Origin of the sequence: Parvibaculum sp., assembly GCF_049671045.1 — a bacterium.
In the GTDB taxonomy this organism is placed as follows: domain Bacteria; phylum Pseudomonadota; class Alphaproteobacteria; order Parvibaculales; family Parvibaculaceae; genus Parvibaculum.
In genome coordinates this window covers 1-22,108 of record NZ_JBATUH010000024.1, presented here as the reverse complement: position 1 = coordinate 22,108, position 22,108 = coordinate 1, and the positions used below count along the sequence as shown (strand labels likewise).

Here is a 22,108-nt window from a genome sequence, read left to right as displayed (position 1 = left end):
ACATCATCTCCCGCGACCGCGCCTATCATGGCAGCACCTATCTGACGGCATCGCTGAGCGACCGGAGCTATTGCGATGGCTGGCTCAGGGAGGCCGGCTTCATCCATCATCTTCGCGCGCCGGGGCTTTATCGCCGCCCCGATGGCATGACGGAGGCCGAGTTCGCCGACAGCCTCATCGAGGAGTTCGAAGCGAAGATCTCGGAACTCGGCGCCGAGAACATCGCCGCTTTCATCGCCGAGCCGATCCAGGGTTCGGGCGGCGTCATCGTTCCGCCTGAGGGCTATCTGAAGCGCATGCGCGAGACATGCCGGAAATACGGCATCCTCTATATCTCCGACGAAGTCGTGACCGCCTTCGGCCGCCTTGGCCACATCTTCGCGTCGGAGGCAGAATTCGGCATCGTGCCGGACATCATCACATCCGCGAAGGGGCTGACCTCGGGCTATATTCCGCTCGGCGCGGCCATCATCTCGGATGAGATCTACGAAGTGCTGCGCGGCGCGCGCTCCTACTTCAACACCGGCTTCACCTATTCCGGCCACGCGGTCGCCTGCAGGGCGGCGCTCAAGAGCCTCGAGATCATCGAGCGCGAGAAGCTCTGCGATCACGTGCGCGCGATCGGTCCGCGTTTTGAAGCCGCTCTCGCCGGTCTCGGGGATCTGCCGCTCGTCGGCGATGTCCGTGGCCGCAGGCTGATGATGTGCGTCGAATATGTGGCCGACAAGGCGCGCAAGGAGCTTTTTACCGACGAGACGCGCATCGGAAAGCGCATCTGGCGCCACTGTCAGAAGAGAGGGCTTCTGGTGCGTCCGCTCGCGCATCTCAACGTGCTCTCGCCGCCGCTGACGCTCAACGAAGGCGAGATCGACTTCATCGCGGAGGTGCTGCGCGCCGCTATTCTCGACACGGCGGACGAACTCGTTCGCGAGGGTGTGCGCGTCGCCTGACCAATATCCCATCTAGGCCATTTTGTTCTGGCCTGATGGCTTTAGTCTGGCAGCCTCGGCTTCCATGCCGGGATGTTGTGAAGGGCCGCTCGGGAGGCAGGCCCGCATGAACCAGGGGGGCTTATGCAGGGGGAGTACGGAAATCGGAAGGCGGGGCTTCTGGCGATATTCGTCGGAGCGGGCCTCGTCTTCGCGACGGCCACGCCGGAAACGGCCATGGCCATGAAGTTCAAGTCGGGTGCATTCGATATCGCCATCGACACGACGCTCTCCGCGAGCGCGATGGTGCGGACCTCGGAACGAAACTGCGCCTTCATCAGTTCCGCCAATCCGCAGGGCTGCGCCTCGGACGGGCTCACGGACAATTACGATGATGGCGATCTCAATTTCGACCGTTGGGACATTGTCAGTGCGCCACTCGGCGGCCTCACCGAGATCGAGGTGAAGTCGGGCGACTATGGCGTCTTCCTTCGCAGCAGCTACTTCGTCGACGCGATCCTCGCCGATAGAGATTCGACGAGACGGACCGACCTCAGCGACACGGCGGTTCATCGTGAAGGCCGCCGCATCCGGCTCCTCGACGCCTATGTCTATGGCGAGGTTCCCGTCGGTGACATGTCGATGAATGTGCGCCTCGGCAACCAGGTGCTGAACTGGGGCGAAAGCCTCTTCTTCGGCGGCGGTATCGCGGAAACCAATTCCTACGATACCTCGAAGCTGCGCGGCGCTGGCGCCGAGATCAAGGAGGCGTTCCTCCCGGCGCCCATGGGCCTCGTGCAGTTCTCGCCCTTCGATGGGCTCGATATCTCTGCCTATTATCAGGTGCGGTGGAATCCGACCGAGCTTGATCCGGTCGGCACTTTCTTCTCTCAGGAAGACATTATCGGCCCCGGCCATCAGGGCATTTTCTACGGGCCCGCTCTTGGCGGCATCGGCGATCCGGGTGCGTCCGGCGTTCCGGCCGATACGCAGTTCCTTCTCGGCACCGCCATCCCCGATGTCGGTGGCGGCGAGCCGCGCCATTCCGGCCAGTGGGGCGTTTCGGGTCGTTATTTCGCCGACGCGCTGCAAACGGAATTCGGCCTCTACTACATGCGCTACCACCAGAAGGTGCCGGCGCTCGGCGTCAACGCGCAGTGCTTTGGCACGCCTGTTGATTGCTATCCCATGTCCTATTTCCTCAATTATGCCGAGGACCAGAACCTCTATGGGGTGACGGCGAGCTATGTGTGGCAGGGCGTCTCTTTCGGCGCCGAGGTCGCGCATCAGCCGGGCTATGCCGTGCCGCTCGCCGACCCCTTCACGCCCGCCGCGATCAAGGCGATGGAGGCGGACCCCGTCACCTTCTTCGGCAGTGCGAGGGATGAGGGCTTTGCCCGCGCGAACCGTACACAGACGATCCTCAACGCGATCTATATCTCGCCGCCGACGGACCCCGTTTTCGGACCGCTGATCCGCGGGCTCGGCATGGACGATCTGACCGTGATGGCCGAGGCCGCATGGACGCATTTCGACCGGAAGCCTGCCTACACATTCGGCGATGTCAACGCGGCCGGATACGTGCTCGATGTGACGGGCAGCTATCAGGGCATCTGGGGCACGCCATGGGTTCTCTATCCCGGCGTGAGCTTCAAGCACGATGTGCGCGGCACCGCGCTCGACTACGCGCTCACTGATACGCATATCGACGGGCGCAAGTCCATCACGCTGCGCCTGACGGCGGACTATCAGTCCGTCTGGAGCATCGGTGTGGCCTACACCAATAATTTTGGCGGCGGGATGATGAACTTCGCGAGCGATCGCGACTTCGCCTCCGTCAGCGTCTCCTATTCGTTCTGAACGCGGCACGATCCAGAAATCTGAAAGGGTCAAAAAATGTCGAAAAGGTATTTCGCCGCCGCGACTCTGCTCGCCTGTGCGGTCGCCGGTAGCGCCTTGGCAAGCGATGCGTCGGATCTCGGCGGCAAGCTCACGCCCGTCGGCGCGGAGCGCGCCGGCAATGCTGCCGGCACCATTCCGGCCTGGGATGGCGGCATCACCACGCCGCCGGCGGGCTACAAGCCGGGCGGGGACTATGTCGATCCCTATGCCGGGGACGCGAAGCTCTTCTCGATCGAAAAGAGCAACGTCGATCAATACAAGGACCAGCTGACCGCCGGGCAGCGCATGCTCTTCGCGCGCTATCCGGAATACAGGATGGACGTCTATCCGACGCGTCGCAGTTGCGCCCTTCCGGCCAGCAATTACGAGAAGACGAAGCAGAATGTGGGCGTCGCGAAGCTCGATCCCGCAAGCTCCGATCTCGTGAACGCTGTGCCGGGCGGGCTTCCCTTCCCGCTGCCGCAATCGGGCGCCGAGGCGATGTGGAACCACCGCCTTGCCTTCGAGGGAGTGGGGCGCAACGTGGCCGGCACATCGGCCGTGGTCGATGAGAGCGGCAATTTCGTGCCGCAGAAATGGGAGGAGGTTCGCCTCTCGACCTACTACAACCCCGCGAACACGACCTTCGACGCGCTCAACAACGTGCAGCTCAAATACTTCACGATCTATACCGAGCCGGCGCGGCTTGCGGGCGAGGAATACCTCGTGCACGAGACGCTGAACGGCGAGCGCAACGCCTGGATCTACACGCCCGGTCTTCGCCGTGTCCGCCGCGCGCCGACGCTCGCCTATGACAATCCCTCCTCGGGCTATGAGGGGCTTGCGACGAACGATCAGCTCTACATGTTCAACGGCCGGCTCGATCGCTACGACTGGAAACTTCTCGGCAAGCAGGAAGTCTTCATTCCGTACAACAACTATGCCTTCGCAAGCTCCGCTCATCGCGTTCGTGATCTGACGAAGAAGAACTTTCCCAACCGCGATCTCGTCCGTTACGAGCTTCACAGGGTCTGGGTGGTCGAGGCAAATCTGAAGCCCGGCATCAGGCACCTCCTGCCCCGCCGCGTGTTCTACATTGACGAGGATAGCTGGCGTGTCGTCGCGACCGATATCTATGACAGCCAGGGCGCGCTCTGGCGCTATCAGGAGGAGACGACCGTAAACGCCTATGACGTCCCCACTTGTTTCAGCTTCGGCCAGACCTTCTACGATTTCCAGGTCGGCCGCTACATTCTCGACCTCGCCTACAATGACGACCGCCGCCCAGATTTCCATGCCGAGGCAACGGGCGGCGCGACGGATGACATGTTCACCATCGGCTATCTGCGCAAGCGGGGTACGCGCTGATCCTTCCTCCCGTCGCATGCGCATGCATGTTGATCCTCCTACTTGGGGCGGGATTTCAGGATCCCGCCCCATTTTCTTGTCATCACGTGTAAGCTCGCCTCGGTGGCGGCGGATAGGGAGTTGAACGGTGGAAGCAAGCGAGGGATCGGCGCAAGCCTGGTGGGCGTCCATCGATCATCGCCGCCCGGCGGTGCTCTTCCTCGTCGCGCTCGCAGGCAGCTACGGCATGCTCTTTGCCTCCATGCTGCCCGCGCTCGTCAACACATGGCTCGTGCATCTGAAGCTCACGGAACAGGTGGCGGGTCTCATCGCGACGGCCAATATTCTCGCGGCGACCGTCGGCCTTGGCGTTTCGATCGTCCTCGTTTCCCGCTGGCCGCTCGTTCGTATCGCACGGGTCGGCATCGCCGTCGCGGCGACAGGCGACATCGCCTCGATCTTCGCCGCATCCGCCGCCGAGCTTGGCGCATTGCGCATCCTCGCTGGCTTCGGCCTCGGCCTTCTCGCTGGCGCCATGACCAACTGGTTCGGCCGTCACGAACATGCAGAGCGCGGATTCGGCATCTCGGTCATGCTTCAATTCGTGCTGACGGCCGTGCTCTTCGCACTTATTCCGGTGATCGAGCCATGGTTCGGCGATGCCAGCATCTATGTGGCGCTGCTGGCGCTCGGTCTTGCCGCCATTCTTCTGTCTCCCTTGTTCAATCTGAATGGCGGCTTCGCACCGCTTGCCGAGATGGCGGACGGGGGCGGTGCCGCGGGCGGCCGCACATCGCTCCCGCTCATGGTCCTTGCCGTGCTCGCCTTCGCGCTTTTCGAGCTCGCGGTCGTTGGACTGTGGAGCTACATGCTGCGCTATGCCGAACTGAGTGGTCTTTCGTCCGCATCGGCGGCGCGTGTCCTCGCGCTTTCCTCGCTCTGCGGCATTCCCGGCACTGTTCTCGTTCTCGTCTTCGGGAGCCGCTATGGGCGCTGGCGGCCGCTGCTCGCTTCGCTCGCCGCCTATGTCCTGCCGACGCTCGTGCTCGCGCTGTCGAGCGCCTCGAGCCTCCTTCTGATCGTCGGTCTCGTGCTGCAGAATATCGCCTGGGCGATCGCCGTCCCCTATTTTCAGGCGGTGCAGGCCTGTCTCGACAGGTCGGGCCGCCTTGCGATCTGGGGCATGCTCGTCGCATCGGCGGGAGCGGGATTGGGTCCGGCGTTACTCGGCGCGGCGATTGATGGCGGCTCCTTCGCCGTGGCGTTCGGCGCGGTCGCCATGATGCTTGCTGTCTCGGCGCTCTTCGCCGCCCGGCCGGCGATCGTCGCCGACCGGATCGAGCCCTGAGGTTCAGTTTCGTCCGCGAAAGTCAGGAAAGGCATTCCCGCTGAAAAGCGGAGGCGCCACGCGCTCATAGGCGGCGGCGAGCGCGAATGCCGTCACATCGTCATAGCGGTTGGCGATGATCTGGATCGAGGTCGGAACATTGTTCGATGCGCGCCCCGTCTGCGCCACGATGATGGGGTGCAGATAGAGCAGATTGAAGGGATGCGTGAGCCACCAGCCCGTCAACCCGTCCACCTTCACGCCATTGATGACGAGTTCGTCGACAAAGGCTTCGTGCTCCGCCGGAACGGAAGGAACGGCGGTCGTCGGACAGACGATCGCATCGAAGCCGGCGCTGTAGATGGCGTCGATCTCCCGGTTCATCCCGGCGACGAGATCCGCCGCGCGCTCCACCGTGCCCTTCGGCAGTGCGGTGGCTATGGCGTGCATGTGCCTGAAATGATCGGACACATCGTCCGACTGCGTCACGAGATCGACGACATTATCGATGAAGTTGCGCCAGTAGCTCGTGAGCGCCGTTCCGACGAAAGCGTCGTAAACCATGTCCGCCGTCCAGCCGATCCTGACCTCTTCGACAGCAACGCCCAGAGCCTCGAAGTGGCGGAGCGCGGCTTCCGTGTTGCGGCGAACTTCCGGATCGACCTGCGCATAGCCGAGATCAGGGCTATAGGCGATGCGCATCCCCGCGGGATCGGGAAGGCGCGTCGGCAGGCTGCGTTTCGCAAGGGCGGTGTGGTCGTAAGGCGCAGGCCCGTTGCCGAGGTCGTACATCATGGCAAGGTCGCCGACGCTGCGCGCCATCGGCCCATAGACCGATTGCGGCGCCAGCGCCCATGGCACCACTGTCGGAAAGCGGCCGTAAGGTGCCTTGAAGCCATAGACGCCATTGACGCTCGCAGGCAGCCGGATGGAACCGGCAGAGTCGCTGCCCGTCGCAAGCGTGCACATGCCCGCCGCGAGCGCCGCGCCCGATCCGCCCGAGGAACCGGCCGGCGTATAGTCGAGGTTCCACGGATTGCGCGTGACGCCCCAGAGCGCCGACTTCGTGACGCCCGCCATGCAGAATTCAGGCACGGTCGTCTTCATATGGACGATCGCGCCCGCATCGACATAGCGCTGCACCATAGGGTGCGAGACGGGCGCCACGTAATCCTTGAAAAGGACGGAGCCCGATGCGGTCACCTTGCCTTCGACATCCGTGTCGTCCTTGACCGCGAGCGCGATCCCTTCGAGCGGCCGCGCCTCGCGCTGCATGTAGCGATCTTCCGCGCGCTTCGCCGCCTCGCGCGCCTCGTCGAAGAATTGCCAGGCGATGGCGTTGACCTTCGGCTCGACCTCGTTGGCGCGCGCGATCTGCGCATCGAGCATTTCAACGGGAGAGAGCTTGCGTTCTCTGAAGAGGCGCAATTGCGCCGCCGCGGACGAATAGACAAGGTCGAGATCGGCGGCCATTCTGCATTCCCCCGGAATTTGCATCAGCATGGAGAATAGGCCGGAGGCGGACGCCCTGCCCATGTCCCAAATAGGGCAGCGAGCCCTCAGACCATGATCACGGCCTTGACCTCGGTGAACTCCTCGATGCCGAAAATTCCCTGCTCGCGGCCATTGCCCGATTGCCGGTAGCCGCCGAATGGCGCCGACGCCTCGAGCGCCGCGCCGTTGATATGCACATTGCCCGCGCGGAGCCGCGCTGCGACGCGGAGTGCGCGTTCCGTATCGGCCGAGGAGACATAAGCCGAAAGCCCGTAGCGCGTGCCATTGGCGATGGCGACTGCTTCTTCCTCGTCGCAATAGGGCATGACGGCGAGAACAGGCCCGAAGATTTCTTCCTGCGCGATCGACATGGAAGGGCGGACGGCGCCGAATATGGCCGGCGCCACGAAGTATCCGCGCTGCTGACCTGCCATGTCGCCGCCCGTGACAAGGACCGCGCCCTCGCGGCTACCCGCGCCGATATGACCCCTCACTCGATCGAACTGGATACTGGAGGCAAGCGGCCCGATTTCGGTGGCGGGGTCCTGAGGGTCGCCGACGATGAGTTTTCTCGCCGCGGCTTCGGCCATGGAGAGAACCTCGTCATGGCGCGCCTGCGGCACGAGGAGGCGCGTCGGCGCGTTGCAGGACTGGCCCGTATTGTCCATGCACATGGCGACGGCCTGCGGCACGGCGTGTTCGAAATCCGCGTCCGGAAGAAGGATGTTTGCGGACTTGCCGCCGAGCTCCTGGCAGACGCGCTTCACCGTCGGCGCGGCCCTGATCGCAACCTCGATGCCCGCCGCCGTCGAGCCTGTGAAGGAAAGCATGTCGATATCGGGATGGGCGGCGAGCGCGCTGCCGACCGTGCGGCCATCGCCATGCACGAGGTTGAAGACGCCCTGCGGCACGCCCGCCTCTTCGAGCACCCGCGCGAAAAGCTCCGCCGAACAGGGCGTCATCTCGCTCGGCTTCAGCACCATGGTGCAGCCTGCGGCAAGCGCGGGCGCGACCTTGCACACGATCTGGCTGATCGGCCAGTTCCAGGGCGTGATGAGCCCGCAGACACCGATGGGGTCGCGATGGATCGCCGCATTGCCGATGCGCCGGACAGGTTCCATCGCGGCGAGCGCGGCGATGGTCGCTTCGAGCTGGTCCGGACCTGCCGCGGCCTGCGCCTCGCGCGACAGGGTGACGGGCGCGCCCATTTCGAGCGTGATCGCGGCGACGAATTCGTCATAGTGTCGCCGATAGGCGGCAAGGATGCTTTCGAGGAGCGAGAGGCGCTCTTCCCTGCGCGTCGCGGCAAAGGACGGAAAGGCGCGTCGCGCGGCGGCGACCGCCCGCTCGACATCTTCATCCGTACCGAGAGCGACCTGTCCGTAGATTTCCTCGGTTGCGGGATTGACGAGCTCGCGAATATCTCGCCCGCCGGCGTCGATCCACCGGCCGTCAATGTAGCAGGGCTTGATGCGGATCAAGGGGGCGCTCCGTCCGAATTTGCAACCGGGCTAGGGTCCGGCACCGCGCCCGGCGAGGAAATAGCCCGCTGAGGCTAGGCAATGCGGGAGGCCGGACAGGCCTCAGACCAGCCGCACGCCCTTGGTCGTGAATTTCTGCGTCTTGTGCTTCTGGCCGAAGCGCTTTCCCTCGCCGCCGCTCCTGCCCGTGCCCGCGGGCTGCCAGGCGGGGACGAGCTGATGCTTGCCCGGCCCGATGAGGTCGGCGCGGCCCATGCGCTTCAGCGCCTCGCGCAAGGTGGGCCAGTTCTCCGGGTCGTGATAGCGCAGGAACGCCTTGTGCAGGCGGCGCTGCTTCAGCCCCTTGACTGTCTCGACGGCTTCCGACGCGCCCCGGCGCACGGGGCGGAGCGGGTTCTTGCCCGAATGATACATGGCTGTTGCGAGCGCCATGGGCGAGGGCAGGAAGGTCTGCACCTGGTCGGCGCGGTACTTGTTGCGCTTGAGCCAGAGGGCGAGGTTCATCATGTCCTCGTCCGTCGTGCCCGGATGGGCGGCGATGAAGTAGGGGATGAGGAAATATTCCTTGCCCGCCTTTTTCGCCGCCTCGTCGAACATCTTCTTGAAGCGGTCATAGGCGCCGATGCCCGGCTTCATCATCTTGGAGAGCGGGCCGTCCTCGGTGTGCTCCGGCGCGATCTTGAGATAGCCGCCGACATGATGCGTCACCAGCTCCTTCACATAGGCCGGGCTCCTGACCGCAAGGTCGTAGCGCACGCCCGAGGCGACCATCACGCGCTTGACGCCCGGAATCTCGCGCGCCTTGCGGTAGAGATTGATGAGCGCCTCATGGCTCGTGTTGAGGTTCTTGCAGACATCGGGATAGACGCAGGAGGGGCGGCGGCACAGCGCCTCCGTCTCCTTGTCCTTGCAGGCCATGCGATACATGTTGGCCGTCGGCCCGCCAATGTCGGAGATGACGCCGGTGAAGCCTTCCACCTTGTCGCGCACCTCCTCGATCTCCTTGAGGATCGAGCCTTCGGACCGGCTCTGGATGATGCGTCCCTCATGCTCCGTGATCGAACAGAAGGAGCAGCCGCCGAAGCAGCCGCGCATGATCGTGACCGAGAAGCGGATCATCTCCCAGGCAGGAATTTTCGCATCGCCATAGGCGGGGTGCGGCGCGCGGGCATAGGGAAGCTCGTAGACCGCATCCATCTCCGGCGTCGTCAGCGGAATGGGCGGCCGCGTCACCCAGAGTTCCTGGCGCCCGTGCCGCTGCACCAGCGTGCGCGCATTGCCGGGATTGCTCTCGCGGTGAAGCACGCGCGAGGCGCGCGCATAGGCTTCGGGGTCGGATTCCACCTGCTCGAAGGAGGGAAGCCTGACGACGGTGTTCTCGCTGCGGATGCGCCCGCCCTCATCGCCCGAAGTGAGATCGTCGGCATGCGCCTCCGTCCAGCCTTCGGGCACGGCGGGCTTCATCAGCGCGACGCCGCGCACATCGTCGAGTTCGGCGGGCTTTGCACCTTTCGCGAGCCGATGCGTCACCTCGACGATCGAGCGCTCCGCATTGCCGTAGAGCAGAATGTCGGCCTTGGCATCGACAAGGATCGAGCGGCGCACCTTGTCCGACCAGTAGTCGTAATGCGCGATGCGCCTGAGCGAGCTTTCGATGCCGCCAAGCACGATCGGCACGTCCTTGTAGGCTTCGCGGCAGCGATGCGCATAGACGATCGCGGCGCGGTCGGGCCGCTTGCCGCCTTCGCCGCCCGGCGTGTAGTTGTCATTATGGCGAAGGCGCCGGTCGGCCGTGTAGCGGTTGACCATCGAATCCATGTTGCCGCCCGTGACGCCGAAATAAAGCGCGGGACGGCCCAGCGCCTTGAAGGGCTCGGCGCTCTGCCAGTCGGGCTGGGCAATGATGCCGACGCGGAAGCCCTGCGCCTCGAGCAGCCGGCCGATAATGGCCATGCCGAAGCTCGGGTGATCGACATAGGCATCGCCCGTGACAAGGATCACGTCGCACTGATCCCAGCCGAGTTCGTCCATTTCCGCGCGGGACATGGGCAGAAAAGGCGCCACGCCAAAGCGGTGGGCCCAGTGTTTCTTGTAGGAAAAAAGCGGCTTGGGATCGGTCATGCCGGGAAGATGCGGGTGAACGGCTCCCCCGTCAATGGCAGGCGGCTCAGGCCGCGCTCATAGCCGCCGCCTGGTCCGAAACGATGCGGTCGAGCCCTTGCAGCATCTCGCTCCAGGCCCCGTCGAATTCGGCCGTCCAGTCTCCGCCCGCGATTTCGCGAAAGGTCTCCATAACCGTTCTGAAGAAGGTCGCGAAAACCTCGGGCGGCACGCCCAGATTGTCGTGATTGCGCAATTCGCTCGAAATGAGATTGGCGGCATAGGCGCGCGGACCCGCATAATCGAGAAAGCACTCGATGACGCGGAAGAGCATCTCGCCCTTTGCGAGATTGCTGGTATCGCTGAGGAAAAGCGGCTTCATCTCCGGGCTCTGCCGGAAAAGCCGCTCATAGACGAAGGGCGCGGGATCGCCGCATTTTTCGGCGACGAGATCGAGGCTCCGCATGATCGCTTCGCCGTTCACGGGGCTGTTCAAGGATCGCTCTCCGCTCTTTCGCGATGCCGCCTCCCTCGAAGCGGGTGGAAAGGTCCGCTTCGAGGGAGGTCAGGCGTCGGTGTTCCCGATGGGAAAACCCTCAGGCGGGCGTCAGGCCGGGATTCTCACCATCATGCGCTCATAGCCCTTCACGAAGCTCGAGAGCACGCGGCTCGGTTCCTCCACCACTTCGATATGGGTGGTGGGCCAGCGCTTCAGGATCTCTTCCCAGACGATCCGGAGCTGCATTTCCGCGAGCCGGTTGCCGACGCAGCGGTGAATGCCGAAGCCGAAGGAGAGATGCTGGCGCGGACGCGGACGATCGACGATGAGTTCGTTCGGGCGCTCGATCACTTCATCGTCGCGATTGCCCGAGACGTACCACATGACGACCTTGTCGCCCTTCCTGATCGTCTTGCCGCCAAGCTCCGCATCGGCGAGCGCCGTGCGGCGCATATGCGCGAGCGGCGTCTGCCAGCGGATGATTTCCGGCACCATGTTGGGAATGAGGTCCGGATTGTCGCGCAGCTTCTTGTACTGATCCGGGAACTGGTTGAGCGCGTAAAGCCCACCCGAGATCGAGTTGCGCGTCGTGTCGTTGCCGCCGACGATGAGCAGGATCACGTTGCCGAGATATTCCATCGGCTCCATGTTCCGCGTCGCATCCGCATGCGCGAGCATGGAGATGAGATCGCCCTTGGGCTCGGAATTGACGCGCTGGTTCCACAGATCGGTGAAATAGGCGCCGCATTCGAGCAGCTCCTTCTCGCGCGCCTCTTCCGATTCGACGATGTTGGAGTTGAGATCGGCGGTTGCCACGTCCGACCAGCGCGTGAGCTTGCGCCGGTCCTCGAAGGGGAAGTCGAAGAGCGTGGCGAGCATCTGCGTCGTCAGCTCGATCGAAACCCTGTCCACCCAGTCGAAGGGCTCGTTGCGCGGCAGTTCGTCGAGAATGCGTCCGGCGCGCTCGCGGATCGTGCCCTCGAGTCGCGCGAGATTCTCCGGCGCGACGATCGGGCTCACCACCTTGCGCTGCGCGTCATGTTTGGGCGGGTCCATGGCGATGAACATCGGCAGGCGGAAATCCTCGCGCCCGTCGCGAATGGTGATGCCGCCGAGCGCCGCTTCCGAGGAGAAGACGGCATGGTTCGTATCGACCGCCATGATGTCGTGGTACTTGGTCACCGACCAGTAAGGCCCGAACTGGCTGTCGGCGCAGTAATGCACCGGGTCCTCGCGGCGCAGCCGCTCGAAATGCGGCCACATCGCGTTGGAGCGGAACAGCTCCGGATTGGCGACGTCGATTTCCTCGATCGGAATCGAATAGGGGTCGAACACTGCTTTTCTAGGTGTATTGGGCGCGGCTTGGCTCATCCGCTGTCCTCCCGATTATTGTACACCGGCCCTTTTTCCTCGGGCCGTTTCTGGCGCGATGGTAGCCGTTGGGGCAGGCTGTGGCCAGCGTCTGCATGCAATGGCGGATTACTGTCGGTTTGCCATCATCGTTGGCGTCGCGCGCGTGGGGTTCGGCGCCAGTGCTCGGCACTTGCGATGCGCGCGCCGCTGGCCCATTCTCCGCCTCTTCAAGTTCCTGAACACGAACCCGCGAGATGCCGATGACCGAGAATGCAACCGCTCAGGGCGCAAAAGCCAAGTGGCCGGCAATGACGATTGCCGAAGCCCATGCCTTTCTGACCGCGCCGGGAATTCCTTTCGAGATGGAGGAAAAGGTCATTCGCGGCGTCAAGATGCGCGTCTGGAAGAACGCGCCGCCGACCTTGCGCGAGGCATTCATCGCGGGCCGTGCGCATGGGGCCAAGGATTTTCTCATCTATGAGGACGACCGCGCGACATTCGAGTCCTTCGCGCGTGCCGCCCTGACCTTCTCGCATGAGCTGATCGCGCAGGGCGTGAAGAAGGGCGACCGCGTCGCCATCATCATGCGAAACCTGCCCGAATGGCCGGCGGTCTTCTATGGCGCGGCGCTCGCAGGCGCCATCGTCACGCCGCTCAACGCCTGGTGGACGGGGCCCGAGCTTGAATATGGCCTCACCGATTCCGGCGCCAAGGTCGCCATCGTCGATGCCGAACGGCTGGAGCGCATCAGCGAGCATCTGAAGAACTGCCCCGATCTCAAGCGCGTCTATGTCACGCGCCAGAACGAGGAAGTGACGGACCCGATGATCGTCAGGCTCGAAACGGTGCTTGGCGCGGTGAACGACTGGGGCAAGCTTCCCGACAGGCCACTTCCCGATGTGCCGCTGGAGCCCGAGGACGACGCCACGATCTTCTACACCTCCGGCACGACCGGAAAGCCGAAGGGCGCGCTCGGCACCCATCGCAACATCGTTTCGAACATCATGGCGTCGGGCATTTCGGCCGCGCGGACCTATCTGCGCCGGGGAGAGATGCCGCCCCAGCCCGATCCCTCGGCGCCGCAGAAGGCGACGCTCATTTCCGTGCCGTTCTTCCATGCGACCGGCTGCCACGCCATCATGTCGCCCTCGCTCTTCGGTGGGGCGAAGCTCGTGATGATGCGCAAATGGGATCCCGAGCTTGCCATGCAGCTCATCGAGCGCGAGCGGATCACGGGCGCGGGCGGCGTTCCGACCATCGCCTGGCAGCTCATCGAGCATCCGAACCGGCCGAAATATGATCTCTCCTCGCTCGAGGGCATCTCCTATGGCGGCGCGCCTTCCGCGCCCGAGCTTGTACGCAAGATCAAGGAAGTCTTCCCCAAGTCGCAGCCGGGCAATGGCTGGGGCATGACGGAAACCTCGGCCACCTTCACCAACCATCAGGGCGAGGATTACGAGAACCGCCCGTCGAGCTGCGGTCCGGCTGTGCCGGTCTGCGAGCTCAAGGTCGTCGGTCCCAATGGCGAGACGCTGCCTCCGGGCGAGGTGGGCGAGCTTTGGGGCAAGGGGCCGAATGTCGTGAAGGGCTACTGGAACAAGCCCGAGGCGACGGCGCAGACCTTCGTCGATGGCTGGGTCAAGACGGGCGACCTCGCGCGCCTCGATGAGGAAGGCTTCTGCTACATCATCGACCGCGCCAAGGACATGCTGATCCGCGGCGGCGAGAACATCTACTGCGTCGAGGTCGAGAACGTTCTTTACGAGCATCCGGCGGTCATGGATGCGGCGCTGGTGCCGATCCCGCACAAGACGCTGGGCGAGGAGCCGGGCGCGGTGGTGCATCTGAAGCCGGGTACCACGGCGACGGAGGAGGAGCTTCGCCACTTCGTGGCCTCGCGCCTTGCCGCCTTCAAGGTGCCGGTGAAAGTCGTCTTCTGGCCGGAGACGCTGCCGCGCAACGCGAACGGAAAGATCCTCAAGACCGAACTTAAGAAGATCTTCGCCGAGCCCTCGGCCTGAGGTTTTCTGACCTGAACTCCCGTCTCCCGGCTACGGCCGGGAGATTTGGAGCGTCAGCCTGTTTCGCCTGATGACTGTCCCGCCTGACGGACCGCCCGTCACCGCCGCCTTACGGGAACGGGCGCGAGGCGAAGCGCCGGTTTTTCGACCGGAACGAGCCTGCCGCCGCGCGGGCCCTTGTCCTCATAAGGCACGGTCATGATCGCCGTGGCGCAGACCACGCCGCCAAATGTCGTCATGAAGCCGCCGAAGAGGAGCACGAGCCCCGCCCACATCTGGTCGGAGCCGAAGAGCAGGCCGCGCACGCCGCCAATGTCGAAGCCGAGCATGACCGCGCCGCAGATGACGCCGACCATTGCGCCGAGAATCCAGTTCATGACGACGAGCCGCACCACCGATTTCTCGCGGTGCTTGCCGTTTCCGCCGGTACCCGTCCACCCGGTCATGACGCGCCTCGTGACATTGTTGCTTCAATCTCAAGCTTAGTCCCCGCGCGCCCGCCCCGCTAGAGGGCAGAGCGTCGCGCAGGTTCTGAGCCTATTTGCCGCGATCGGGGCTGAGGCCCGCCCGGCGCAGTGCCTCCGCCATGGCGCCGCCAATGGCGCTTTCGCCCTTGCGCTCCTGCTGCGGCTTCGGAGCTGGGCGTCCGCCCCGCTGTCCGCCTGCGCTTGTGCGCGGCTGGCGCGGCTCCGCCGCATCGTCGAGCCGCATGGTAAGGCCGATGCGCTTTCGCGGCACGTCCACCTCGGTCACCTTGACGCGCACGATGTCGCCGGGCTTCGCCACGTCGCGCGGGTCCTTCACGAAGTTCGTCGACATGGCCGAGATGTGCACGAGCCCGTCCTGATGCACGCCGATATCCACGAAGGCGCCGAAGGCGGCGACATTGGTGACGACACCCTCGAGCACCATGCCGGGCTCGAGGTCGCTGAGCTTCTCGACACCCTCCCTGAACGCCGCTGTCTTGAAGGCGGGGCGGGGATCGCGGCCCGGCTTCTCCAGTTCCTTGAGAATGTCGCTCACCGTCGGCACGCCGAAATTCTCGTCGGTGAAATCCTGCGGCCTGAGCCCGCGCAGCGTCGCCGTGTTGCCGATGAGGTTCCTGAGTTCGTCACCGGTCTTTTCGATGATGCGGCGCACGACCGGATAAGCTTCCGGATGCACGCTCGATGCGTCGAGCGGATCGTCGCCGTTCGGAATGCGCAGAAAGCCCGCGCAAAGCTCGAACGCCTTGGCGCCGAGGCGCGGCACCTCCTTGAGCGCGGCGCGCGTGCGGAAGGGGCCCGTCCGGTCGCGATGCGCGACGATCGCCTGCGCCAGGCTCTCGCCGATCCCCGACACGCGGGCAAGCAGCGGCACGGATGCCGTGTTTGCATCGACGCCGACGCCGTTCACGCAATCCTCAACGACCGCGTCGAGCGATCGCGATAGCTTGTGCTCGCTGATGTCGTGCTGATACTGGCCGACGCCGATCGACTTCGGGTCGATCTTGACGAGTTCGGCCAGCGGGTCCTGAAGCCGCCGGGCGATCGAGACCGCGCCGCGCAGCGACACGTCGAGTTCGGGAAGCTCGCTCGAGGCATAGGCGGAGGCGGAATAGACCGAGGCGCCCGCCTCCGAGACCATCACCTTGGTCAGCCGCAATTCGGGATGCTTCTTGATGAGTTCGCCCGCGAGCTTGTCCGTCTCGCGCGAGGCCGTGCCGTTGCCGATGGCGACGAGTTCCACCTTATGCGTGCGCGCAAGGCCCGCGAGAATGGCGATCGCCTCGTCCCAGCGCCGCTGCGGCTCATGCGGAAAGATGGTCGATGTGGCGACGACTTTGCCCGTCGCATCGACGACCGCGACCTTGACGCCGGTGCGGTAGCCGGGGTCGAGGCCGAGCGTCGGCCGTGTGCCGGCGGGGGCGGCGAGCAGCAGGTCGCGCAGATTTCCGGCGAAGACCTTGACCGCCTCGTCCTCCGCGAACTGGCGCAGCCTCGTTCGCATGTCGACATCGATGTGAATCTGGATCTTGGTACGCCAGGCCCAGCGCGCCGTGTCGAGGAGCCAGCGGTCGGCTGGCCTGCCCATGTCGGCAATGCCGAACTGATGCGCGATGCGCCGCTCGAAGGTGCTGGGCTGCCCCTCCACGGGCTCTTCCGGCACGATCTGAAGCTGGAGCACTTCCTCCTTCTCGCCGCGATAGAGCGCGAGAATGCGATGGGAGGGAAGTTTCGTCAGCGGCTCGCTGAAGTCGAAATAGTCGGAGAATTTGACCCCTTCCGCCTCCTTGCCCTCGCGCACGCGCGAGACGAGCCGGCCGCGCGTCCACACTTCCTCGCGCAGCGAGCCGATGAGTTCGGCATGTTCCGCGAAGCGCTCGACGAGAATGGCGCGCGCGCCATCGAGCGCCGCAGCGACATCGGCGACACCCTTGTCCGCATCGACATAGGCCGCCGCCGTTTCGGCGGGATCGAGCGTCGGCGTCGAGAGAAGCGCGTCCGCCAGCGGTTCGAGCCCCGCCTCGCGCGCGATCTGGCCCTTGGTGCGCCGTTTTGGCTTGAAGGGGAGGTAGATGTCCTCGAGCCGCGCCTTGTTGTCGGCGGCCTCGATCGACTGGCGCAGCGCGTCGGTGAGTTTCCCCTGCGACGAGATGCTTTCGAGAATGGCCTTCCGCCGTTCCTCCAGCTCGCGCAGATAGCGCAGCCTTTCCTCGAGCGTGCGGAGCTGCGCGTCGTCGAGCGCGCCGGTCACCTCCTTGCGGTAGCGGGCGATGAAGGGCACCGTCGCGCCACCATCGAGAAGATCGACCGCCGCCGTGACCTGTCGTTCCTGAACGCCGAGTTCCTCGGCAATGCGCTGCTGGATGGATTTCATCGGACCTGTGGAAAACCTGACGCGGGGGGTGAAAAGGGAGAGGCGGGTTTTACCCGCGCCCGCGCCGCCGGTCAAAGCGCCCGGGGCGCTACTCCATCCGCTCGATGAGGCGCGCGCGCTCGCCGGCCGCGTCTTTGAGGTGATGCGAGCGCAGTTCCCTCACCTCCACTTCGCTATAGGGCGCAAAACTCTCGGGCATATGCGCCGCGTCGAAATGGGTGACGAGCCAGTTCAGGAGATCGGCGACCGCCTTGTCGGAGAGCACGGATTGGCGCGTCCCGGGCACCTGCACGAGATAGGCCCGCCCGCCGTCGATGGAGAGGAAACGCGCGACGTGATCCTTGAGCGGCGGCACCTTGCCCGGCGTCTCCGCGCCGTCGGGCAGGTGGCAGCCCATGCAGCGCAGCATGTAATCTGTGCGCGGGGAGGCAAGTGCCGCCGAAGCGCCGAGGCAGAGAAGAAACGCGAGCGCCGCGAGCCGCAAGGTCACTCTCCCGTGGCCACGCCCATGAGCACGGCGGTCGAGCAGTTATAGACGATATCGGCGCCGCTTCCCGCGCACCAGTTGATGTCATTCGCCGTGTCGGTGCGATAGAGCGGCCGGTCGCCTTCGTCGCGCTGGCATGTGCAGCGGCCGCAGCCGCTCCGCCCGCAGCAATCATTGTAGGAAATGATGTAGTCCTTGCCGTCGTTCGGGTTGCGGCATGTGCCGACCCATGTGATGGCCGAGGCGACCGTTCCCGGCGGGCAGGTGCTCGTGCTGCCGCCGCAGCAGCTGCACAGAAAGCCGTCAATGGCGCAGTAGCGCCAGTAGTCGCAGCGCGTGGGATCGCCGTCATCCTTCGCCGCCGCCCCGGCGCGCGAGACGGGCAGGAGCGGCGCGACGCCGGCGCCGATGAGAAGCGCGCCCGCCCTTGCGAGAAAGCCGCGCCGTGAGGAACGCCGCGCGAGCATGCGTGCCGAGCGTTCCGTCCATCTGTCGATCGCCCCCATCACTCACCTCCCCGCGCGGCCTCGGCCGCGGTCCTGTCGCGTTTCATGTAGTCCTGGATCGAGGCGACGCCCTCGCGTTCCGCTTCGATGAGGCTTTCGAGATGTTCGCGCGTATTGACGAGCCCATGCGCGCGGACGATGCCCTCGCCGTCGATGAGCACCGCATAGGGAAGCTTGCTCACGCCGAAGCCGAGACCGAGCTGTTCGGAGAGCACATAGGGCAGGTCGCCGAGCCCCTTGCGGGCGATGAAGGCCTGGTGCTCCGCCGCATCGCCGTCGCTTGCGAGAACGAGCCGGAGGCCCGGCGTCTGCCGCGCAAGGGCGCGCGCCGTTGGCAGCAGCGTCGCGCAGACGGGGCAGGTCGGCGAGAGGAAGAAGGCGAGCGTGCTCTCGCCATCCGCCCTCTTGCCGCCAATCGTCACCTCGCCGCCCGTGAGGCTCGCAAGGCGCAGGAGCGGTGCCGCCTCGCCCACGCGCACGGATTTCGCCATCATCAGCGCGCCGACAGGCGTGATGCGCTCATGCAGAACGCCCACCTGCCGCGCGAGCAGGATCACCGCGCAGCCAAGTCCGATGACGACAAGCCAGAGCAGGATGTTCGAGACGATGAGGGTCTGTTCCATGTGCTCAGGCTTTCAGGCGCGTCTGGGATGAGAGATTGGCGATGAGCGCATTCACCGCCTCGTAAAGCGCGAGAAGCGCGATGCCCGCGAGAATGCCGACCGCGTAATCCGCGATGGAGAGCGCGCGCCCCGCGAGCGGTAGCTGCGCCGTCGCCGCGGCGATGGCGAGGACGAGATTTCGCAGCACGAGCGCCGGATGGAGCATCTGCTTGCGGCCGGGGCCGCCACAGCCGCAATCGATGTCGCGCCGCCCCCGCGCGAGATTGATGCCGATGGCGCCCGCATAGGCGATGAAGATCGCGGCAGAGAGCAGGGCGGCATGTTCCGACCGCGCCACGAGAAAGAGCGCCGCCGCACCCTCGATGAGCGGGAGCGCGCGCGACATGGGGTGAACGAGCCCCTCTGGCAGCAGCGCATAGGCCGCGAGCTGCGCCTCGAATGTGGCGCGGTCGCGCAGCTTGTGAAAGGCCGCGATCGCCAGTATGGCGGCGAGCGCCAGACGGAGCGCGAGATCGGCGACGGGATCGATCGTCAGCATCGCCATGCTCATGGTTGTTGCAGCGATGTCGCGAAGGACGCGACATGATCGACGGTTCTGAGATGCGTTCCGGCATGCGCGTCGTAAACATCGAGCGCCGGCTTCACGAGATCGAGTATATCGCCGATCTTGCCGAGAACCGAAAGAACCGCGAGCGACCAGTAGGGAATGACGGGCTGCATGGAGGCGGCATAGACGATCGGCTTTTCGTCCTGGCTCACCTCTATGGCGAGGGTCGGGTTTGCGAGATCGAATTTCGCCACGCGCTTTTTCGCCGCTATGTCATAGACCCAGACCTCGTCGCCCGGTTCCTCATAGGTGCTTTCCGGCCCCTTGCGCATGAGCGCATAGAGGCGGCCGTCCCGCCGGCCGATGGCGAGCGGCTGATAGCCGCCCGTGCGCCAGCCCTTCTTCCGCTCGCTGTCGCTGAGGAGCGACCATTTCGTCCGAAGCGTCACCTCCGCTCCCGATGCGTCGAGCTGGTAGATGTCGCCGTTGAAGGAAACGAAAAGCCAGTCATGGCCGATCCTCGCCGCATGGACGATGACGGGATCCTCGAAGGGATCGAAAAAGGCCTTGCCGTCCTTCTGCCCGGTGACCTTGCCGCTGTCGTCAAGCGTCAGAACCTTGATGCCGCCATCCCCGCATATGAGGAACAGGCGCCGCGCATCCATTGGATAGATCTGCCCGCAACCCGGCGTGTCCACTTCCTCCACGAAGCGGTTCTCGCCGAGATCGACAATGCTCACCGATTGCTTCGGCGTGAAATTGGTGATCGCGAGGAAGCGGTCGTCATCGGTCATGCCGGCCATGCGCGTCTGCACGAGCGCCGTCATGCGCCGGGGCGGTACCTCGATTTCATGGAGCGGCAGCAGCGTACGCGGATCGTACACGGTCACATAGTCGTGGCGGGCTCCGCGCGTGCCCTTCTCGAAATAGGTTTCGAGCGCGACGATATTGCCGGTCGATCTTTGCGGCAGTACGCCCGAACTCCAGAAGCCGGTGCTCAGCATGCCGAGCATCTTGCCCGTGTCGGCATCGACGAGCACAGCGCGGGTATCGGGATTGTGCTGGGCGCCGAGATCGCCGACCCAGACCCAGTGATCCCTGGGCCCGTCCGGTAGCACCTCCACACGGAGCGTTTCCGGCTCGAGATCGGCCGCAAGCGCGGGCGCCGCCGTAAGCGCAAGAACGGCCGCCGCAATCGAAGCCAAGGCGCGCATGTGTCCTCCCCCCGCGATTCCCGCCGGACCGGCAGGCCGGTCCCTTCGCCTTATTTGGCGTCAGATTTGGGTTTCGGGAAAGCCCTGATTGGGGCTCAAGCCGCCTTTCAGCCGACCGGCCGGTCGGGAAAGGCGAGTTCGTGGCGCGCCCGCCACTCAGGCTTCACATAGTTGACGATGACCGACTTGCGCACGCCCTTGAACCGGCGCTGCTCGACGCCATGCCATGTGTCCGGACCCGGAACGAAAATGAGCCCGCGATTGAAGCCGCCGGGCGCCGAGCCCGCATGGCGAAGCTCGCCGTCGTAAATATCCGTGCCCCAGCCCGCCGCCTCCGGGCTCTCCGAGAGATAGATGAGCATGGTGAAGAGCTTGGCGCCGATATCTGTATGGGGCGCGAGCCAGAAACCGTCCGTGTCCTGGCAATATTCGATGCGCAGCGAACTGCCGGCGAGCGTCGCGCCTGTCGCGCGCTCGATCTGCCGCACGGTTTCAGGTGCCTGAAAACAGTCCGCCATCGCGCGCGCGACCGGAAAACGCGAGAGGTTTTCGCCCGCGAAGAAACTCCGCGTCGCATTATGCGTCTCGCGCTTTCCTTGCGTGTCGTCGATCGCGGGCGGCGCGATGGGAAGCGCAGGGATGGCGTGCGCCGCATCGGCGGGCAGCGCATCGCGCAGCAGCCAGTGGCGGAAGGGGAAGCCTTCCCCCGCCGCTTCGCCGAGCGCCTCGAGGAAATGACGGCCGATCGTCTCGCCGCTTGCGGAAGTTTGCGTCATGGCCGTGCCTCCACCCTGTCCGCTATTCGCCCGAGACCGAAAAAGCGTTTCAGCCTTTTGACATTGCCCGACACGCGGTGGCGCGCTTCCTCGCGCCTCAGCACGTCTTCGTCGCGGCAGTAGTTGAGCATCACATAGCGGCGCGGGCCGACGAACGGCGCATGTCCGTGCCAGGAATTCGGCTGCACCTTGAAGCAGACAAGCGTGCCCCCGTCGGGCGGCACCTCCGTCGCATAATCGTCGAGATCGTCCGGCCCGCGCAGCACGCGCAGCCGCCCGCCCGTGGGCGCCCATGCATTGTCGAGAGATGGCTCGTTCAGATAGAGGAGCAGCGTCGCGAGCTTGAAGGACGAGTCTGAATGGATCTGCCCGTCCTGCGCCTGGCAGCAGCTTCTGATCGTGAGGAGCGGCGGCCGGTCTTCGAGATCGAGGTCGAGCTTCTCGCCGATGATGCGGGCGAGCTCCCCGCTTCTCAGTTCCTCAAGCAGCTTGTTGAAAACGGGTCCGCCGCCTGCAGCTTCGGGAAGGAAGAGTCCTGCCATGTCGAGATCGGGAAAATCCCGGATCACTTTCCTCAGCATCTCGCCCGGTATGAAATCGCGCACGACGAAATGCGGATAGGGGTCCGGTTCGACCTTTGCAGCCTTGAGAGCTTCGTAATCGA

The 22,108-nt window shown here is 64.8% G+C and carries 19 protein-coding genes; 5 read left to right on the top strand and 14 right to left on the bottom strand.

Features of this window, described 5'->3' with window-relative positions; all coding sequences use genetic code 11:
• The 4 genes from WBG82_RS03265 to WBG82_RS03250 form a co-directional block, all read left to right on the top strand.
• On the top strand, positions 1 to 950 hold a 950-nt coding region (locus WBG82_RS03265), incomplete at its 5' end, for an aminotransferase class III-fold pyridoxal phosphate-dependent enzyme (RefSeq protein WP_424421322.1).
• A gap of 123 nt (positions 951 to 1,073) precedes the next feature.
• Positions 1,074 to 2,789 carry a DUF1302 domain-containing protein gene (locus tag WBG82_RS03260; RefSeq protein WP_424421320.1) on the top strand — a complete coding sequence of 572 codons (1,716 nt, stop codon included), beginning with the start codon at positions 1,074 to 1,076 and terminating at the stop codon, positions 2,787 to 2,789.
• Positions 2,790 to 2,825: 36 nt separating this feature from the next.
• Positions 2,826 to 4,178 carry a DUF1329 domain-containing protein gene (locus WBG82_RS03255; RefSeq protein ID WP_424421317.1) on the top strand — a complete coding sequence of 451 codons (1,353 nt, stop codon included), beginning with the start codon at positions 2,826 to 2,828 and terminating at the stop codon, positions 4,176 to 4,178.
• A gap of 127 nt (positions 4,179 to 4,305) precedes the next feature.
• Positions 4,306 to 5,505 carry an MFS transporter gene (locus tag WBG82_RS03250; RefSeq protein WP_424421315.1) on the top strand — a complete coding sequence of 400 codons (1,200 nt, stop codon included), beginning with the start codon at positions 4,306 to 4,308 and terminating at the stop codon, positions 5,503 to 5,505.
• 3 nt (positions 5,506 to 5,508) lie between these two features.
• On the opposite strand, the gene WBG82_RS03245 is transcribed toward WBG82_RS03250, so the two are convergent.
• The 5 genes from WBG82_RS03245 to WBG82_RS03225 form a co-directional block, all read right to left on the bottom strand.
• Entirely contained in the window at positions 5,509 to 6,957 is a 1,449-nt protein-coding gene (locus tag WBG82_RS03245) for an amidase (RefSeq protein ID WP_424421312.1), read from the bottom strand.
• An 86-nt stretch (positions 6,958 to 7,043) separates the two neighbouring features.
• A complete protein-coding gene (locus tag WBG82_RS03240) occupies positions 7,044 to 8,459 on the bottom strand; it encodes an aldehyde dehydrogenase family protein (protein ID WP_424421309.1) in 1,416 nt (471 codons plus the stop codon).
• A gap of 102 nt (positions 8,460 to 8,561) precedes the next feature.
• A complete protein-coding gene (locus WBG82_RS03235; RefSeq protein WP_424421306.1) occupies positions 8,562 to 10,580 on the bottom strand; it encodes a YgiQ family radical SAM protein in 2,019 nt (672 codons plus the stop codon).
• Between the two features lie 46 nt (positions 10,581 to 10,626).
• The gene (locus tag WBG82_RS03230; protein ID WP_424421303.1) at positions 10,627 to 11,055 is read right to left on the bottom strand and encodes a globin domain-containing protein; all 429 of its coding nucleotides are present in this window, start codon (positions 11,053 to 11,055) and stop codon (positions 10,627 to 10,629) included.
• A 111-nt stretch (positions 11,056 to 11,166) separates the two neighbouring features.
• A complete protein-coding gene (locus WBG82_RS03225) occupies positions 11,167 to 12,429 on the bottom strand; it encodes a cytochrome P450 (RefSeq protein WP_424421301.1) in 1,263 nt (420 codons plus the stop codon).
• A 242-nt stretch (positions 12,430 to 12,671) separates the two neighbouring features.
• Between WBG82_RS03225 and WBG82_RS03220 the strand changes: the two genes are divergently transcribed.
• Positions 12,672 to 14,432, top strand: a complete 1,761-nt coding sequence (locus WBG82_RS03220) for a class I adenylate-forming enzyme family protein (RefSeq protein WP_424421299.1) — start codon at positions 12,672 to 12,674, stop codon at positions 14,430 to 14,432.
• A 98-nt stretch (positions 14,433 to 14,530) separates the two neighbouring features.
• Here WBG82_RS03220 and WBG82_RS03215 read toward each other — a convergent pair whose 3' ends face one another.
• From WBG82_RS03215 to WBG82_RS03175, 9 genes are all read right to left on the bottom strand, one after another.
• Positions 14,531 to 14,878 (bottom strand): hypothetical protein, encoded by a 348-nt coding sequence (locus tag WBG82_RS03215; RefSeq protein WP_424421296.1) that lies wholly within the window; start codon positions 14,876 to 14,878, stop codon positions 14,531 to 14,533.
• 91 nt (positions 14,879 to 14,969) lie between these two features.
• Complete coding sequence (locus tag WBG82_RS03210; protein WP_424421294.1) at positions 14,970 to 17,291, bottom strand: Tex family protein; 2,322 nt, start codon at positions 17,289 to 17,291, stop codon at positions 14,970 to 14,972.
• Positions 17,292 to 17,379: 88 nt separating this feature from the next.
• Entirely contained in the window at positions 17,380 to 17,775 is a 396-nt protein-coding gene (locus WBG82_RS03205; protein ID WP_424421291.1) for a c-type cytochrome, read from the bottom strand.
• A 2-nt stretch (positions 17,776 to 17,777) separates the two neighbouring features.
• Positions 17,778 to 18,284, bottom strand: coding sequence for a methylamine dehydrogenase light chain (locus tag WBG82_RS03200; protein WP_424421289.1), 507 nt, complete (start codon positions 18,282 to 18,284; stop codon positions 17,778 to 17,780).
• On the bottom strand, positions 18,284 to 18,907 hold the full coding sequence (mauD, locus tag WBG82_RS03195) for a methylamine dehydrogenase accessory protein MauD (protein WP_424421285.1): 624 nt from the start codon (positions 18,905 to 18,907) through the stop codon (positions 18,284 to 18,286). Before mauD ends, WBG82_RS03200 begins: the two co-directional genes overlap by 1 nt.
• A gap of 4 nt (positions 18,908 to 18,911) precedes the next feature.
• Entirely contained in the window at positions 18,912 to 19,445 is a 534-nt protein-coding gene (locus WBG82_RS03190; protein ID WP_424421283.1) for a MauE/DoxX family redox-associated membrane protein, read from the bottom strand.
• An 8-nt stretch (positions 19,446 to 19,453) separates the two neighbouring features.
• The gene (locus WBG82_RS03185; RefSeq protein ID WP_424421280.1) at positions 19,454 to 20,668 is read right to left on the bottom strand and encodes an amine dehydrogenase large subunit; all 1,215 of its coding nucleotides are present in this window, start codon (positions 20,666 to 20,668) and stop codon (positions 19,454 to 19,456) included.
• A 107-nt stretch (positions 20,669 to 20,775) separates the two neighbouring features.
• Positions 20,776 to 21,444 (bottom strand): 2OG-Fe(II) oxygenase, encoded by a 669-nt coding sequence (locus WBG82_RS03180; RefSeq protein WP_424421277.1) that lies wholly within the window; start codon positions 21,442 to 21,444, stop codon positions 20,776 to 20,778.
• Positions 21,441 to 22,108, bottom strand: a 668-nt coding sequence (locus WBG82_RS03175; protein ID WP_424421275.1) for a 2OG-Fe(II) oxygenase, incomplete at its 5' end; no start/stop codon positions are given. The genes WBG82_RS03180 and WBG82_RS03175, both read right to left, overlap by 4 nt.